Consider the following 13012-nt stretch of genomic DNA (forward strand, 5'->3'; position numbering starts at 1 on the left):
CACCGAGCCTGTTTATGCAAGAGACTGCCGCCATGGACGCCCCCACCGAAACCCCGGCCACCAGCGAGCGCGTGCACACCGCCGTGCTGATCGGGCGCTTGCAGCCGCTGCACAACGGCCACATGGCACTGCTGCGCGCGGCGCTGGAGCGCGCCGAGCAGGTCGTCGTCGTGCTGGGCAGCGCCTGGCAGGCGCCCAACCCCAAGAACCCCTTCAGCTGGCAGGAGCGCGCGCAGATGCTGCGCGAGGCGCTGCCGCCGGCCGATGCGGCCCGCCTGCACTGCGTGCCCGTGCGCGACTACTACAACGAGCCGCTGTGGGTACAGGCCGTGCAGCAGGCCGTGCAGTCCTGCGTGCCCGAAGGCGCCAGCGTGGCCCTGGTCGGCCATTTCAAGGACGCGACCAGCGGCTACCTGGCGCGCTTTCCGCGCTGGCAGCTGATCAGCCTGCCGCGCCTGGGCCAGTTCGACGCCACGCCGCTGCGCGACATCTACTTCGGCGAATCCGGCGTGGACTTCGAAGCCCTGGCCGCCCAGGTTCCGCCCGCCACCCTGCAGTTCCTGCGCCAATGGGCCACCACGCCCGCCCATGCGCAGATGTGCGAGGAATGGCGCATGCTGGCCCGGTACCGCCAGGCCTGGGCTGCGGCGCCCTACCCGCCCGTCTTCGTGACCGTGGACGCACTGCTGCGCTGCCGCGTGCCGCACGAAGACGCGCAACAGGACCACATCCTGCTGATACGCCGCGGCCATGCCCCGGGCCTGGGCCTGTGGGCGCTGCCGGGCGGCTTCCTGGAGCCGCGCGACACCCTGTGGCAGTCCTGCCTGCGCGAGTTGCGCGAGGAGACCTGCTCCACGCTCAGCGAGGCCGACCTGCAGGCCGCCCTGCAGTCCGTGCAGGTCTTCGACCACCCCGACCGCAGCCTGCGCGGGCGCACCATCACCCATGTGCATTACCTGGACCTGGGCGTGCTGCCCTCGCTGCCGCCCGTGCAGGGCGGCGACGATGCGGCACTGGCGCGCTGGGTGGCCGTCTGCGACCTGCCCGCCATGGAGAGCGCGTTCTTCGAGGACCACTTCCAGATCCTGCGCCAGTTCCTGCCCCTTCCGGTGCAACAGCCCCTGGCGGACACGGGCGCGAAAATCGGCTAAAACCGGAGATTGCGGCGCCATCTTGCGCCGCAATACCGTTTTTCCGGGCTTCCCGTGTTCCCCCGCGCTTGAATGACTACCACCCTACAGATCCGACCCGCCACCCCCGATGACGCCGAGCTCATCGTCCGCTTCGTGCGCGAACTCGCCGTCTATGAGAAAGCCGAGCATGAAGTCCTGGCCACGCCAGAGCATGTGAAGCGCACCCTGTTCAGCGACAACCCCGCCGTCTTCGGCCTGATCTGCCTGCATGGCGACCAGCCCGTGGGCTTTGCGGTCTACTTCTTCAATTACTCGACCTGGCAGGGCCGCCACGGCCTGTACCTCGAAGACCTCTACGTCACGCCCGAGGCGCGCGGCCTGGGCGCGGGCACGGCGCTGCTGCGCCGCCTGGCGCAGATCGCCGTCGAGAAGGACTGCGGCCGATTCGAGTGGAGCGTGCTCGACTGGAACCTGCCCTCCATCGAGTTCTACGACCGCCTGGGCGCCCTGCCCCAGACCGAGTGGATCCGCTACCGCGTGACGGGCGACACCCTGCTGGAGATGGCGCGCGAGCCGGCCTGAGGCCGGCCCCCTTTGTCTGCCTACTCGGGCTCCACGCCCTGGCGCACGGCCTGCTCGACCACCTCGCGCGTCAGCGTGGGCACGAAGGTCTCGATGAAGGCATAGGCATAGCCGCGCAGCCAGGCGCCCTTGCGCAGGCCCAGCCGCGTGGTGTTGACCTCGAACAGGTGGCCGGCGTCCAGGGTACGCAGGCCCTGGTCGCGCTCGGCATCCAGCGCCACCGAGGCGACGATGCCCACGCCCATGTCCAGCTCCACATAGGTCTTGATCACGTCGGCGTCCATGGCCGTGAGCACCACGTCGGGCTCCAGGCCCTCGCGCGCAAAGGCCTCGTCGATGTGGGCGCGGCCCGTATAGCCCTGCTCGTAGGTGATGATGGGAAAGCGCGAAAGCGCCTCCAGCGTCAGCGCCTGCTGCGACTGCAGCAGCGGGTGGCCGGGCGGCACGACCACGCCGTGCGTCCAGCGGTAGCAGGGCAGCGCGACCAGGCCTTCATAGCCGGCCAGCGCCTCGGTGGCCACGCCGATGTCGGCCTCGCCGCTGCGCAGCATCTGCGCCACCTGCTCGGGCGAGCCCTGGTGCAGGTGCAGGCGCACCTGCGGATAGCGCTGGCGGAAGTCGCGCACCACATGGGGCAGCGCATAGCGGGCCTGGGAGTGGGTGGCGGCAATCGACAGCCGGCCCTGCTCGCTGGCGCTGAAGTCGGCGCCCACGCGGCGCAGGTTGTCGGCCTCCAGCATCAGGCGCTCGACGATGGGCAGCAGCGCCTCGCCGGGCGGCGTCAGCCCGGTCAGCCGCTTGCCCGCGCGGATGAAGATCTCCACGCCCAGCTCCTCCTCCAGTTCGCGGATCTGCCGGCTCACGCCGGGCTGGGAGGTGTGCAGCGTGTGGGCCACCTCGGTCAGGCTGTAGCCGCGGCGCACGGTTTCGCGCACATAGCGCAGTTGCTGGAAGTTCATGGGCAAGGCTCCGCCCGGAGCCGGTGCGGCCCGGGCCTGTGGAAGGCAAAAGCAGAAAGGAAAGAGAGAGGGGGACGGCCAGAGGCTTTCAGGCCGAACAGGCCACGGCCGGCTCGTCCGGGGCATCGGCCGCTGCCTCGCGGGGCAGCTCCAGCAGCTCGATCAGATTGCCTGCGGGGTCGCGCGCATAGCAGCGCCGGCCCTCGCTCACGGGCGCCACCTCCAGCGCCAGGCCGCCGTGCACCAGCAACTGCTGGCGCAGCGCATCCACGTCGCTGACCGTCAGCGCCAGGTGCACCAGGTTGCCCGCCGCGCGCTCGGTGCCGCCGGACTGCCCCTTGTAGGGCACCAGATCGATGCGCTGCCCGCCGGCCAGAAAGCTCAGGCCCGGGCGCCCGGCAACGGTCAGGGCAGACAGGCCCAGCACTTCGCCATAAAAGCGCTCCATGGCCGCCTGGGCGCGCGCCGGGAAGGACAGCTGGACATGGTGGACGCCACAGACGATGGCCACGCCCGGCTTCATGGCAGTGCGGCCGGCAAGAGGGGAAGGCCAGGCGGGGCGTGTGGTGTGGGTCATCGAAGCGTCTCGGAAAAGAATCAGCAGCCCGAATGCTGCTGCAGGCCATTGTCGAGACAAGTCGAAAAAACCAAAAATAATAAAAATTCAGTCTGTTATTTCCAAATCATCTCAAGAGATCGAACGCCGGTGGTCGGCACGGCGCGCCAGCCATTCGCCGCCGAACTGCAGCACCGACACCAGGGCCACCAGGATGACGATGACCTCGAACATCACGCGCGTCTCATAGCGCTCGTAGCCGTAGCGGATGGCCAGGTCGCCCAGGCCCCCCGCCCCCACGGCGCCCGCCATGGCCGAGGCATTGACCATGGCGATCACGCTCACGGTCATGCCGCCGATCAGGCCCGGCAGCGCCTCGGGCAGCAGCACCTGGCGCACGATCTGCGGGCGGCGCAGGCCCATGGCGCGCGCCGCCTCCACCAGGCCGCCGTCCACCTCGCCCAGGCTGACCTGGGCGATGCGCGCAAAGAACGGGATCAGGTTGGCCGACAGTGGCACCACCGCCGCCCAGGTGCCCAGCGTGGTGCCCACGATGGCGCGCGTCACCGGCAGCAGGGCCACCAGCAGGATGATGAAGGGAATGGCCCGGCCGATGTTCACCGCCGCCGACAGCCCCCGGTACAGCCGCGGCCTGGCGTAGAGCCCGCCCGGCGCCGTGGTGTGCAGCACGATGGCCAGCGCCAGCCCGGCAACGATGGCGATCAGCGAGGACGCGCCCGCCATCAGCAGGGTTTCCAGAAAGGCCTGCAGGTATTTATCGAGCGGGGGCAGGGACATGGCCAAGCAGTTGCAGTGAATCGGCGCCCAGCGCCTGTTGAAGGGAAGACAGCGCGTCCGGCGAGAGCGGGGAGAGTGGCGACGGCAGATCCTGCACCGGCACGCCCACCAGCAGGCGGCCCTGCGAACGCCCGCGCATGCAGTCCAGCCCCCCCTGCAGCAAGCGGACACGCGGGCCCAGCACCTGGAGCTGCGCCAGCGGCAGGCCCTGCTGGCTGCCGCCGTCGGCCCATCCGATGGCCAGCACGGCGACGGCCTCCGGGCCATCGGCCGCCGCCACCAGTTCCAGGTCGGCCGCCAAGGCCTGCCGCAGCGGCCGCAGCAGCGCACGCGCTGCTTCCGAGCGCGGTGCCGCAAACACCCGCCAGACCTCGCCGATCTCCTGCTGCCGGCCCTGGTCCAGCACCAGCACGCGGTCGCAGACCTCGCGGATCACGGCCATGTCGTGCGTGATGAGCACGATGGTCAGCCGCAGCTTGCGGTTGATCTCGCGCAGCAGCTCCAGGATGGACTGCGTGGTCTCGGGGTCCAGGGCCGAGGTGGCCTCGTCGCACAGCAGGATTTCGGGTTCGTGCACCAGGGCGCGCGCAATGCCCACGCGCTGCTTTTGCCCGCCCGAGAGCTGGGCCGGATAGGCGCCGCTCTTGTCCGCCAGCCCCACCAGGGCCAGCAGCTCGTCCACCCGCGCGCGCACGAGCGCGGGCCGCCAGCCTGCGGCCTGCAGCGGCAGGGCCACGTTCTCGTACACCGTGCGCGAGGACATCAGGTTGAAGTGCTGGAAGATCATGCCGATGCGCCGGCGCAGCGCCACCAGCGCGTCCTCGTCCAGCGTGGCGACATCGGTGCCGTCCACCAGCACGCGGCCGCTGCTGGGTTTCTCCAGCGCATTGATGGTGCGCAGCAGCGTGGACTTGCCCGCGCCGCTGCGGCCGATGATGCCGAAGACCTCGCCACGCCCGACCTCGAAGCCCAGCGCCTGCAGCGCGTGCACGGGCTCGCCCGCGCTCCTTCCCGTGCCCGTGCCCGCGCCCGGGTAGTGCTTGCGCACGCCCTCGAAGACGATGTGCGGCCGCTGCAGCGCATCGATTGCATGGGGCTCGCCGGCCGCCGCCTGTTCCACCTTCATTGCCTTACACGCCTCAGAACGCCGGCAGCACCGAGCCCTGGTACCTGCTCACTATGAACTGGCGCACGGGCTCGGACTGGTAGGCGCGCAGCAGGGCCGCGACCCAGGGTGCAGCGCGGTCGCGCTCGTGCACGGCGATGATGTTCACATAGGGGTTGCGCTCGCGCCTTTCGACGGCGATGCCGTCGCGCGTGGCGATCAGCCCGGCCTGGTAGGCAAAGCTGTTGACGATGGCCGAGGCATCGAGATCGTCCAGCGAGCGTGCCAGCACCACCGACGCCGCCTCCACCAGCTGCACCTTCTTCTGGTAGCTGACGATATCGGCCAGGCCCGCCGTGCCCTTGAAGGGGTCGAAGCCTTCGCGCAGCTTCAGGATGCCCTGGTCCTGCAGCACCACCAGCGCGCGCGTCTGGTTGCTGGGATCGTTGGGAATGCCCAGGCGCGCGCCAGCGGGCAGGTCGCCCAGGCGTTTGTGCTTTTTCGAATAGAAGGCGATGGGCGAGATGTAGGTATCGCCGGCTGCCACCAGCCGGTAGCCGCGCTGCTGGTTCTGGTCGCGCAGGAACGGCACATGCTGGAAGGAGTTGGCCTCGATGTCGCCGTTGTTCAGCGCCTCGTTGGGGCTGGCCGCTCCGCTGATGACCACGGGCTTGACCTGCAGCCCCTGCTCGCGTGCCACGCGGGTCACCACCTCCCAGATTTCCTCGTCCACGCCGCCGCGCACGCCCACGCGCAGCGGGTCGGCCTGCGCGGCCCGGATGGCGCCTGACATCGCCGCCGCCGAGGCCCCCGCCGCCAGACCCCGCAGAAATACTCGCTTGTCCATCGCACAGTCCTTTCAAGAATCAACAGGCACCGATCAACAGGAACCGATCAATAGGCGCCGGGGTGCAACTCACGGCCGGCCGCGCGGGCCTGGGCCTGCAGGCGGGCGAAATGCTCGGGATAGAAGCGCTGGGCCACATCCAGGTGGGAGCGCACGCGGCCCTTGAGCGCGTTCTCGCCCACATGGCTGAACAGCGGGTTGTCCGGGTCGCTCTGCGGCCCCGTGGCCAGCACGGCCAGCTCGGGCGGCAGGGTCAGCAGCGGGACCTGGCCCAGGTCCAGGCGCGGCGCCAGGAAGTAGGCGATGGAGTAGCGCTGCACGCCCGCGCGCGGCACCAGCACGCGATGCACGTTGGCGCGCAGATAGCCGTTGGTGGCCAGCTCCAGCATCTCGCCGATGTTGATGACGAAGGCCCCGTCGCGCGGCGGCACGTCGACCCAGCCGGCCGGCGTCTCCACCTGCAGCCCGCCCACCTCGTCCTGCAGCAGCAGGGTCAGCAGGCCGCCGTCCTTGTGCGCGCCCACGCCCTGGCCGGCCGCGCCCAGCTCGCTGCCCGGGTAGTGGATGATCTTGATGCGGTGCGCAGGCAGGCCGCTGACCAGGGCGTCCAGCGCGCCCTCGGGCAGCTGCAGCGCGGCCACGAAGTGGCGCAGCAGCTCCAGCGCCACGCCATGCGCTGCCGCCTGCCAGGCCAGCACCTCCTCGCGGAAGCCGGGCAGGGCCTGCGGCCACTGGTTGGGGCCTTGCAGCCCCTTCCAGTCCGGCACGCCGGGGCCTGCGGGAATCTCGGGCGACTCCTCGCCCAGGTCGATCTGCTCGCGCTGGTCGGGCCGCTGGCGCGTGATCTCCATGCCCACGGCCGTATAGCCCCGGAAGTGCCGCGTGTTGGCAATGGCCAGCGCCTGCTTGTCGGCCAGCGGCTGCGCGAAGAATTCACGCGCGCGCCGCTGTATGCCCTGCCATGCGTCCCGGCCTATGCCGTGCCCTTCCAGGTAGAAGAAGCCGGTGTCGCGCGCCGTGCGCGCCAGCCGGCGCAGCGCCTGGGCCTGCGTGGCCGGGTCGCGCAGGGCCTGCAGGTCGATGACGGGCAGGGTCGGGGTTGCCGCTGTGGCGGCCGGCGCTTCGAGGGTGGATGCTGTCAAGGTGCTCATGCTGTGCTGCCAGGGAAGGGGGGAAGGAAGGGGCGCTCAGGCCGCCAGGCGCTGATCACGGTCTTGCTCGCGGTCTTGTTCGCGTTCGGCAGCCAACACCGCATGGCCCTGCACCTGCTCCAGCGCCTGCGCCAGATCGGCCAGCAGGTCCTGCGGATGCTCTATGCCGATGGACAGGCGCACCAGCCCGGGCGCAATGCCCACGCGCGCCAGCTCCTCGTCGCTGAGCAGGCTGTGCGTGGTCTCGGCAGGAATGGCGGCCAGCGACTTGCTGTCGCCGATGTTGACCAGGCGCAGGAACAGGCGCAGCGCGTCATAGAAGGCGCGCGCCGCCTGCCGGCCTCCGCGCAGCTCGAAGCCCAGCAGCGCCGGCACATGCCCGCCGCGCAGCTGGCGCAGCGCCAGCGCGTGGTCGGCGTGGCCGCTCTGGCTGGCGTGGTGTATGCGCTCCACCAGCGGATGAGCCTGCAGGAAATCGATCACGGCCAGCGTGTTGCGGCTGGCGCGCTCCTGGCGCAGGCCCAGCGTCTCCAGGCCCTGCAGCAGCAGGAAGGCGCTGTGCGGCGCCAGCGCCGCGCCGCAGTTGCGCAGCAGCACGGCACGGGCCCGCGCGATGAAGGCCCGGTCGGGAAATTTCTCGGTGAAGACAAAGCCCTGGTAGGCCGGCTCGGGCGCGCTGAACTGCGGATAGCGCCCTGCATGCGCCACCCAGTCGAAGCGGCCGCTGTCCACGATCAGTCCACCGAGCACATTGCCGTGTCCGCCAATGGCCTTGGTGGCCGAATGCACGACGATGTCGGCGCCCCAGTCGAAGGGCCGCAGCAGCAGCGGCGAGGCCACGGTGTTGTCCACCACCAGGGCCACGCCGGCCGCGTGGCTGATGTCGGCCAGCTGGCGCAGGTCGGCAATGCCGCCCGACGGGTTGCCCACGGACTCCACGAACACGGCCTTGGTGCGCGGCCCTATCGCCCGGCGCAACGCCTGGAAATCATCCTTGGCCACGGCCGTGCTCTGCACGCCGCGCGAGGCCAGCACATGGGCGATGAAGTTGTGCGTGCCGCCATACAGCTGCGAGGCCACGACCACATGGTCGCCCGCACTGGCCAGCGTGGCCAGCGCCACGTCAATGGCGGCCATGCCCGAGGCCAGGGCCAGCGCGGCCACGCCGCCTTCGAGAGCCGCAATGCGCTGCTCCAGCACCGCCAGCGTGGGGTTGGCCGTGCGCGAGTACACATCGCCCTCCTCCACCAGGCCGAACAGGTTGGCCCCGTGCTGGGCGCTGTCGAATACGAAGGAGGTGCTCTGGTAGATGGGCACGGCCGCGCTGCGCTGCTGTTCTCGCCCCCGATAGCCGGCGTGCAGTGCCTGGGTGTCCTGCTGCCACAGCGCATCGCTGGCTGCGTCGTGCGGGGCGGACTCGGTGCCGGTGGCTGAGGTCATGCATGGACTCCGTATGAGTGGTCGATGCAGCCCATTATTCGAAGCCCGCGCCCTGCGCACTACGAAGAAAAACGCGTTCGCTTATTCGGTTTGCGCATGTCGCCGAGCCGCTGCCTTCCTAGTTGCCACGCACATATGGATGCGCGTTTTGCGTCGTTGGAAACACGGCACTCAGCGGCCAGCATCGGCAGTCCCGAAACTGCTTTGGAGGGAGTTCCATGACCCGCAAGACCCAGACCGAGATCGACAGGACCCAGGACAGCCGCTGCGCCCATGGCGCCGATTGCGGTGCATTCGGGGCGCTCGATGCTCCCGAGGCGACCGAGCCCTCGCTCTCGCGCCGCACCCTGATCCGCGCCGGCGCCGCAGCCGGCGCGCTGGGCTCGGCCGCCTGGTTCAGCGGCCGCGCCGGGGCGCAGCCGCGCCAGAAGATCACCTTTGCCTGGAGCCAGGCCAGCTTCTGCCATTCACCCATTCCCGTGGCGCTGGAGCGCGGCTTTTTCGAGCGCAACGGCCTGGACGTGGAACTGCTGAACTGGGGCGGTTCGGCCGACCAGTTGCTGGAGGCGCTGGCCACGGGCAAGGCCGATGCGGGCGCGGGCCTGATCCACCGCTGGATCAAGCCGCTGGAGGCGGGGCTGGATGTCAAGCTCATCGGCAGCGTGCACGGCGGCTGCCTGCGCCTGGTCGGCCTGAAGTCGGCCGGCGTCACGCTGGACCCCAGGACGCTCAAGGGCAAGACCATCGGCGTGGCCGATCTCAACAGCCCGGCCAAGCAGTTCTATTCCATCCACCTGGCCAAGCGCGGCCTGGACGTGGACAAGGACATCGAATGGCGCGTCTACCCGGCCGACCTGCTGGACGTCGCCGCGAAAAAAGGCGAGATCCAGGCCATTGCCGACGGCGACCCGAATCTCTACCTGATCGAGAAACGCAACCCCGGCACCTTCCTCGAACTGGGCAACAGCGCCAAGAACGAGTACGCCGAAAGCATTTGCTGCGTGATCGGCGCAGGCGCAAAGTTCGCCCGGGCCAACAAGCCCGCAGCGGCCAGCGTGGTGCGCGCGCTGACCCAGGCTTCGGACTACATCGCCGAGAACCCCAACGAAACGGCGAAGATCTTTGCCAGGTACTCACCCAAGGTGCCCGTCGAGGACCTGCAGCGCCTGCTGGCCGAGCTGACCTTCAAGCACCATCCGCACGGCAAGCCGCTGCGCGACGAGGTCCAGGCCTTTGCGGCCGACTTCCGCACGGCCGGCGTGCTCAAGAAGCAGACCGACCCTGGCCGCTTTGCCAGCCACATCACGCTGGACGTCCTCGCATGAGCACCGCAAGACCACGCTGGCGCCTGGGCGCCACGGATGCCCCACCCGGCCTGGAGCGGGAACAGGCGCAGGGCTCGCGCAAGGCCGGCCCCTGGCGCACCGGCCTGCTGGCCGCCGCCGCCTGGGCCGGCCTGGGCATGCTGACCCTGCTGTGGCCCAACAAGGAGATCGGCTTCAGCGAATGGGCATTCACGCAGGAATTCGGCATTGCCGCCCTGGTCGTGGCCCTTTTGCTGCTGGCATCGGCCGCGCTGCCTGTGCGACCCGTACGGGCAGCACGGCGCATCGACCGCTGGCTGCGCCCGGCCGGTGCCTGGCTGGTGGCGGCGCCGCTGCTGCTGGCGCTGTGGGAGACGCTGACGGCCAAGCTCGGCGCGCTGCCGCCGCCGTTCTTCGCTCCACCGCAAAGCCTGATCGACGTGGTCCATGAGGACTGGCAGCGCCTGGGCCTGTCCACGCTGTATTCGCTGCGGCTGCTGCTCAACGGCATCGTGTTCGGCGCCGTGATCGGGTTTCTGACGGGCGTGTGGATAGGCTGGTCGCGCATCGCGGGCTACTGGGTGCATCCGCTGCTGCGCTTCCTGGGGCCGGTGCCGGCCTCGGCCCTGCTGCCGCTGGCCTTTTTCTTCGCGCCGTCGAGCTACTCGGCAGCCGTGTTCCTGGTGGCGCTGGCCACGTTCTTTCCGGTGGCCGTGCTGACCTGGTCGGGCGTGGCATCGGTCAGCAAGAGCTACTACGACGTGGCGCGCACGCTGGGCGCATCGCCCTGGTTCCTGGTGCTGCGCGTGGCCATCCCGGCCGCCCTGCCCCAGGTCTTCGTGGGCCTGTTCATGGGGCTGGGCGCCTCGTTCTCGGTGCTGATCACGGCCGAGATGATGGGCGTGAAGGCCGGCCTGGGCTGGTATCTGCAGTGGGCCCAGGGCTGGGCAGCCTACGCCAACATGTACACGGCGCTGCTGGTCATGGCCGTGCTGTGCTCGGGCCTGATCACGCTGCTGTTCACCGTGCGCGACCGCACGCTGTCGTGGCAGAAGGGAACCGTCAAATGGTGATTGCCGCAGAACACGCCGCCAACGCCGCAGCCACGCCCGCCATCGCCGGGGCGGCCCTAGCCGGCGCGGCCATCGATGTGCAGGCCGTCAGCCACTGGTTCGGCCAGGGGCAGGGCGCGCTGCAGGTGCTCGACGAGGTCAGCCTGCAGGTGCGGCCCGGCGAGTTCGTCGCCCTGCTGGGCCCCAGCGGCTGCGGCAAGTCCACGCTGCTGCGCCTGGTGGCCGGGCTGGACGCGCCCACGGCCGGCGCCGTGGCGCAGGACGGCACGGCCATCACCGAGCCCGATCCCTCGCGCATCGTCGTCTTCCAGGACCCCACGCTGTTTCCCTGGCGCACGGTGCGCGGCAACGTGGCCCTGGGCCTGCAGGCACGCGGCCTGCTGGACAGCCAGGCCCACCGCATCGACGAGGCCCTGCGCCTGGTGGGACTGGAGGATTTCGCGGACAGCCATCCCCACCAGCTGTCGGGCGGCATGGCCCAGCGCGCGGCCCTGGCGCGCGCCCTGGTCAACGACCCGCGCCTGCTGATCCTGGACGAGCCGCTGGGCAAGCTCGACTCGCTGACGCGGCTGGCCATGCAAAGCGAGATCCTCAAGATCTGGCAGCGCGCGGGCTTTTCCGTGCTGCTGGTCACGCACGATGTGGAGGAGGCCCTCTTTCTTGCCAACCGCGTGCTGGTCTTCAGCCAGCGGCCTGCCCGCATCGTGGCCGAGATCGATGTGGACCTGCCCTACCCGCGCCAGCGCGGCCACGCCCGCCTGTCCGAGCTGCGCCACGAGGCCCTGCGCCACCTGGGCCTGGACCAGACCTGGTAGCGCCCGCCTCCGATGCAACGCAGCGACTCCCCCGACTGGCTCAACCCCTTGATCGGCGCCATGCAGCAGGCCCAGGTCGGCCTGCTGCAGCTGCTGCACGGCCTGGGCCTGGCCGGCACGGTGGACGGCCAGCCTGCCTGGCCCTGGGCCCTGCGCCTGTCTGGCGAAAACCTGCTGATCGACCTGGGCCAGGCCCGGGGGCTGCTGTGGTCGCTGGCGGCCGTGGCCACCGCCATCGTTTTGCTGGTGCTGGCCCTGGCGCTGGCCCTGGTTCTGCGCCGCATCCGCCTGCCGGCCCTGGTGCTGACCGCGCTGGCCGCGCTCGCCCTGCTGCTGGCCCCCTGGCCGCGTGCCGACCTGATCCTGGTGCCCGCGCATGCCACCAGCTTCCACGCCTCGCCCACGGGCTTCAGCGTGGAGAGCATTGCGCGCGGCAGCGCGGTCTATGCCCGGCACTGCACAGCCTGCCACGGTGCCGATGGCCGGGGCCACGGCCCGCTGGCCGCCAGCCAGGCGGTCTGGCCCCCCAACTTCACCAGCCCGCTGCTGTGGCGCCGCGCCGATGGGGAATTGCTCTGGGCCATTCTTCATGACCGCCGTGCCGTGGAGTCTGGCGACGGCGCACGGGCACACGGCCAAGCCGACCGGCTGTCCAGCGACGACGCCTGGGCCCTGATCGACTTCATGAAGGCCCGCGCCGCAGGCCAGATGCTGCAGATCGCCGGCAGCTGGCCCTATCCCGTGGGCCTGCCCGACATGGCCGTGCAGTGCGCAGGCCAGCCCGCGCGCCGCCTGAGCACCTGGCAAAGCCGCCAGCAGCGGCTGAGGGTGGTGGCTGGCAGCGGCCCGGTGCAGGAAGACCCGCGCCTGGTCAGCCTGCAGCTGTCGCCCGATGGCGGCAACCGCACCGCCAGCGCACTGGACTGCACCGTCACCGACCCGCGCGCCTGGCAGGCCATGGCCCTGCTCAGCGGCTCGGAGCAGCTGCAGGGCATGCAATGGCTGGGCGACCGCAGCGGCTGGCTGCGCGCGCTATCGCGTCCGGGCGCACAGGGCTGGTCGGAGGACGACCTGGTCTGCCGCACGGACGCGCCCGCGAGGACGACGGTCGAGGCGACGACGGCCGCTGCGGCAACCGCCGGCCCGTCCGATGGCTCATCCGACGGCTCATCCGACGGCCTCGGGGCCCTGATCGCTCGCATGGATGCCGAGCCCGTGCGGTTCATCAAGGGTGGGTTTGTGCACTGAG

At 70.3% G+C, this 13012-nt stretch carries 13 protein-coding genes; 6 read left to right on the top strand and 7 right to left on the bottom strand.

Going from position 1 to position 13012, the window contains the following annotated elements; translation table 11 throughout:
- The first annotated feature begins 32 nt into the window (after positions 1-32).
- Together A9976_RS13915 and A9976_RS13920 are read left to right on the top strand one after the other, a co-directional pair.
- Positions 33-1151 (top strand): bifunctional nicotinamide-nucleotide adenylyltransferase/Nudix hydroxylase, encoded by a 1119-nt coding sequence (locus A9976_RS13915; RefSeq protein ID WP_183019492.1) that lies wholly within the window; start codon positions 33-35, stop codon positions 1149-1151.
- Positions 1152-1223: 72 nt separating this feature from the next.
- The gene (locus tag A9976_RS13920; protein ID WP_183019493.1) at positions 1224-1715 is read left to right on the top strand and encodes a GNAT family N-acetyltransferase; all 492 of its coding nucleotides are present in this window, start codon (positions 1224-1226) and stop codon (positions 1713-1715) included.
- Positions 1716-1735: 20 nt separating this feature from the next.
- Here A9976_RS13920 and A9976_RS13925 read toward each other — a convergent pair whose 3' ends face one another.
- The 7 genes from A9976_RS13925 to A9976_RS13955 all read right to left on the bottom strand — a co-directional run bounded on the left by A9976_RS13925 (position 1736) and on the right by A9976_RS13955 (position 8571).
- A complete protein-coding gene (locus A9976_RS13925) occupies positions 1736-2674 on the bottom strand; it encodes a CysB family HTH-type transcriptional regulator (protein ID WP_013800726.1) in 939 nt (312 codons plus the stop codon).
- An 88-nt stretch (positions 2675-2762) separates the two neighbouring features.
- Entirely contained in the window at positions 2763-3251 is a 489-nt protein-coding gene (locus A9976_RS13930) for a VOC family protein (RefSeq protein ID WP_012207409.1), read from the bottom strand.
- Between the two features lie 111 nt (positions 3252-3362).
- Positions 3363-4028, bottom strand: a complete 666-nt coding sequence (locus tag A9976_RS13935; protein ID WP_013800725.1) for a methionine ABC transporter permease — start codon at positions 4026-4028, stop codon at positions 3363-3365.
- The gene (locus A9976_RS13940) at positions 4006-5154 is read right to left on the bottom strand and encodes a methionine ABC transporter ATP-binding protein (RefSeq protein ID WP_183019494.1); all 1149 of its coding nucleotides are present in this window, start codon (positions 5152-5154) and stop codon (positions 4006-4008) included. The genes A9976_RS13935 and A9976_RS13940 overlap by 23 nt, the downstream gene beginning before the upstream one ends.
- Before the next feature lie 13 nt (positions 5155-5167).
- Entirely contained in the window at positions 5168-5980 is an 813-nt protein-coding gene (locus tag A9976_RS13945) for a MetQ/NlpA family ABC transporter substrate-binding protein (protein WP_183019495.1), read from the bottom strand.
- A gap of 47 nt (positions 5981-6027) precedes the next feature.
- Entirely contained in the window at positions 6028-7131 is a 1104-nt protein-coding gene (locus A9976_RS13950) for an isopenicillin N synthase family oxygenase (RefSeq protein WP_183019496.1), read from the bottom strand.
- Positions 7132-7167: 36 nt separating this feature from the next.
- Entirely contained in the window at positions 7168-8571 is a 1404-nt protein-coding gene (locus A9976_RS13955) for an O-acetylhomoserine aminocarboxypropyltransferase/cysteine synthase family protein (RefSeq protein WP_183019497.1), read from the bottom strand.
- Positions 8572-8789: 218 nt separating this feature from the next.
- Between A9976_RS13955 and A9976_RS13960 the strand changes: the two genes are divergently transcribed.
- The 4 genes from A9976_RS13960 to A9976_RS13975 are packed head-to-tail and all read left to right on the top strand — an operon-like array spanning position 8790 to position 13011.
- A complete protein-coding gene (locus tag A9976_RS13960; protein WP_183019498.1) occupies positions 8790-9896 on the top strand; it encodes an ABC transporter substrate-binding protein in 1107 nt (368 codons plus the stop codon).
- On the top strand, positions 9893-10948 hold the full coding sequence (locus A9976_RS13965) for an ABC transporter permease (RefSeq protein WP_183019499.1): 1056 nt from the start codon (positions 9893-9895) through the stop codon (positions 10946-10948). The genes A9976_RS13960 and A9976_RS13965 overlap by 4 nt, the downstream gene beginning before the upstream one ends.
- Positions 10942-11763: an ABC transporter ATP-binding protein gene (locus A9976_RS13970; protein ID WP_183019500.1), complete on the top strand. Its 822-nt coding sequence runs from the start codon at positions 10942-10944 to the stop codon at positions 11761-11763. The genes A9976_RS13965 and A9976_RS13970 overlap by 7 nt, the downstream gene beginning before the upstream one ends.
- Positions 11764-11775: 12 nt before the next feature.
- Entirely contained in the window at positions 11776-13011 is a 1236-nt protein-coding gene (locus A9976_RS13975; protein ID WP_183019501.1) for a cytochrome c, read from the top strand.
- Position 13012: the final 1 nt, after the last annotated feature.

The sequence above is a fragment of the Delftia sp. UME58 genome (genome assembly GCF_014170385.1).
Classification (GTDB): domain Bacteria; phylum Pseudomonadota; class Gammaproteobacteria; order Burkholderiales; family Burkholderiaceae_C; genus Comamonas; species Comamonas acidovorans.